This is a genomic window from Streptomyces sp. P5F9, assembly GCF_057961495.1.
Genome location: NZ_JBXVPZ010000789.1, coordinates 1 through 2492 on the forward strand (window position 1 = coordinate 1; position 2492 = coordinate 2492).

The window sequence follows — 2492 nt, forward strand, 5'->3', positions numbered from 1 at the left end:
CCGGAGGGCCCGTCACCCGCGTGGCCCCCGCGGAAGCGCCTCCCGCCTCCGGTGACCGTAAGGATGCGGGCATGGGTATACGCACGCTTCACCGCCGGACGGCGCAGGCGCAGGCAGCGGGTGCCGCTGCAGCGCAGGGTGCGCTTCGACCGCCGGTTCCGGCCTTCGCGGTCGGCGCAAGCACCGCCCGCATTCCCGCCGACCTCGCGATGGCCGTCCAGCACACGGCCGCAGGACTCCGGCGCCGCCTCACGTTCCGGGACGACACGGCCGTAGACCCCCGAGAACAAGCCAGACATCCCCAGGGACCCGCCACGACCCCCACCGGCACCCCCGTCTGGCGACTCTGGGCCGACCTGGGGCGCAGCTACCTGGACCTCGTCCTCAGCCGGCTCCCGAGGTCACCCTCCGCGCACACCATGACGGTGTTCATCGCGACCCCGCCGGACGGCTCCGCTCCGCGCTGACCCCGTCCGGGTCGCCGGGCACCCCCGTTGCCGCCGGACGCCACACGCGGACGCCGACCGCGTACAGGAGCACGCCCAGCACCAGGCCCGCCCCCGCGCCGAAGCACACGGTCGGGATGAGGTCCCAGGGGGTCGCCGTCGAGCCCCAGTAGGCCCACCAGGTCGACGCCCGTTCCGCCGCCGCGACCAGGGCACAGGCGGCGAGGACGATCCCGGCCACCCACCGGTCCCGTACCGACAGCACGGGAACCCCCACCGGCTCGGCGGCCGGAACCCGTCGTAGCGCACGCACCACGAACACGGTGATCAGCAGCGCGCCAAGCGCCGAACTGCCGTACTGCAGGGCCGAGAACAGCGGCCGGCCGCCCAACTCGCGGTCGAGTACGGGGAACAGGCGTACGCCCCACCGGTCGTGGTGGGTGAACGCGTCCCAGACGACGTGGGTCAGGCCGCCGAGGACCGCGGAGACGTACCACCACGCGGCCAGTGACGGGGTCGCACGCGCGCGTGGGGTGCCGCAGCGCAACAAGGTCGCCGTCCGGGCCCGGCGGGCGCGCGGGAGCAGGGCCACCAGGGGTTCGCGCAGGAGCAGCCACAGGCCGACCGTCGCCCAGGTGATCGCGACGTCGACCGTGAAGACGCCCGGGAAGGAGTGCGTGACTTCCCCGAACTCCATCGCTCCGGGGACCGCACTCGCCGCGTAGTACGTCATGTCGGGGGCGAAGGAACCCGCCACCAGCACCGCAGGCACGAGGCGGCCGCGCCCCCTTCCGTCGCCGCGCACGGCGGGCAGTACGGCGGCGGCGTGACTCAAAGTGAACGGCAACGGGGCTCCCCGTAGGAGACATCGGCATATGGCCAGGCGGTGAATAACGGTCACGAACGGGTGCCCGTGCAAAGCAAGTTGTCGTAGGGTCGCCTGGGTCCCCGCGCAGGGGAGCACGGGCGGGCGGAGGCACCGGAACAGAAGTACACACCATCCGAAAAGCACCACGAGGGCAACCTGCGAGGCGGGTCGACCGTCACACCAGGCGCAGAGGCAACAGACAAGGACGGGCGCTCGGGCGTCCCTGGGAGGGGTTCACTCCATGACGGCGCATTTCGGCAGGCGGCTGCGCAAGGGTGCGGCGACGACGGCGGTGGCCGCGGCAGCGGTCGCGGCGCTGTCCGCGTCCCAGGCTCCGGCGGTGACCGGCGGCCACAGAACGCTCGCCACCGGCCAGGCGACGCCCGACGGGAGCACCGACCACAGCGCCACCGGAGACTCGCCGTACTACACGGACCTCCCGCCCCTGAGCAGCCCCAACCCGAGCCCGAGCGACAGTCAGTCGCCGTCCATAGGGACCCCGGTCTCGGTGGGCGAGGCCGAGGCCGGCATCCCGGCGACCATCCTCGACGCCTACAAGAAGGCCGAGACGGAACTCGCCTCCTCCAAGCCCGGCTGCAACCTGCCCTGGCAGCTCCTCGCCGCCATCGGCAAGGTCGAGTCCGGCCAGGCCCGCGGCGGCCAGGTCGACGCGAACGGCACCACGACCTCCAAGATCCTGGGCCCCGCGCTCGACGGCAACGGCTTCGCGCTCATCAAGGACACCGACCACGGTCTGTACGACGGCAACAGCACGTACGACCAGGCCGTCGGGCCCATGCAGTTCATCCCGTCCACCTGGGCCTGGGCGGGCCGTGACGGCAACGGTGACGGGGTCAAGGACCCCAACAACGTCTACGACGCCGCGCTCGCCGCCGGCCACTACCTGTGCCGCAACGACTGGAACCTGTCGACCGACGCGGGCCTGCGCAGCGCGATCCTCAGCTACAACAACTCGACGGACTACCTGAACACGGTCCTGTCCTGGCTGGAGTACTACCGCAAGGGCACCCACTCGGTCCCGGACGGCACGGGTACCCTGCCGTCGGGCCGCAGCGACGACAACTCCGGGACCAGTCCTACGACTTCGCCCTCGACGACGACTCCGAGCACCCCGTCGACGCCCTCCACGCCGGGCACCCCGACGACCCCCTCCACAC

General features: G+C 72.2%; 3 protein-coding genes. 2 read left to right on the forward strand and 1 reads right to left on the reverse strand.

Annotation, left to right across the window (positions count from 1 at the left end; translation table 11 throughout):
* Positions 1-71: 71 nt before the first annotated feature.
* Entirely contained in the window at positions 72-467 is a 396-nt protein-coding gene (locus tag AC31A1_RS50080) for a hypothetical protein (protein WP_489659706.1), read from the forward strand.
* Here AC31A1_RS50080 and AC31A1_RS50085 read toward each other — a convergent pair.
* Positions 430-1293: a DUF4184 family protein gene (locus tag AC31A1_RS50085; RefSeq protein WP_489659707.1), complete on the reverse strand. Its 864-nt coding sequence runs from the start codon at positions 1291-1293 to the stop codon at positions 430-432. The genes AC31A1_RS50080 and AC31A1_RS50085 overlap by 38 nt on opposite strands.
* Before the next feature lie 262 nt (positions 1294-1555).
* Between AC31A1_RS50085 and AC31A1_RS50090 the strand changes: the two genes are divergently transcribed.
* Positions 1556-2492: lytic transglycosylase domain-containing protein (locus AC31A1_RS50090; protein ID WP_489659708.1), on the forward strand; the 937-nt coding region annotated here is incomplete at its 3' end.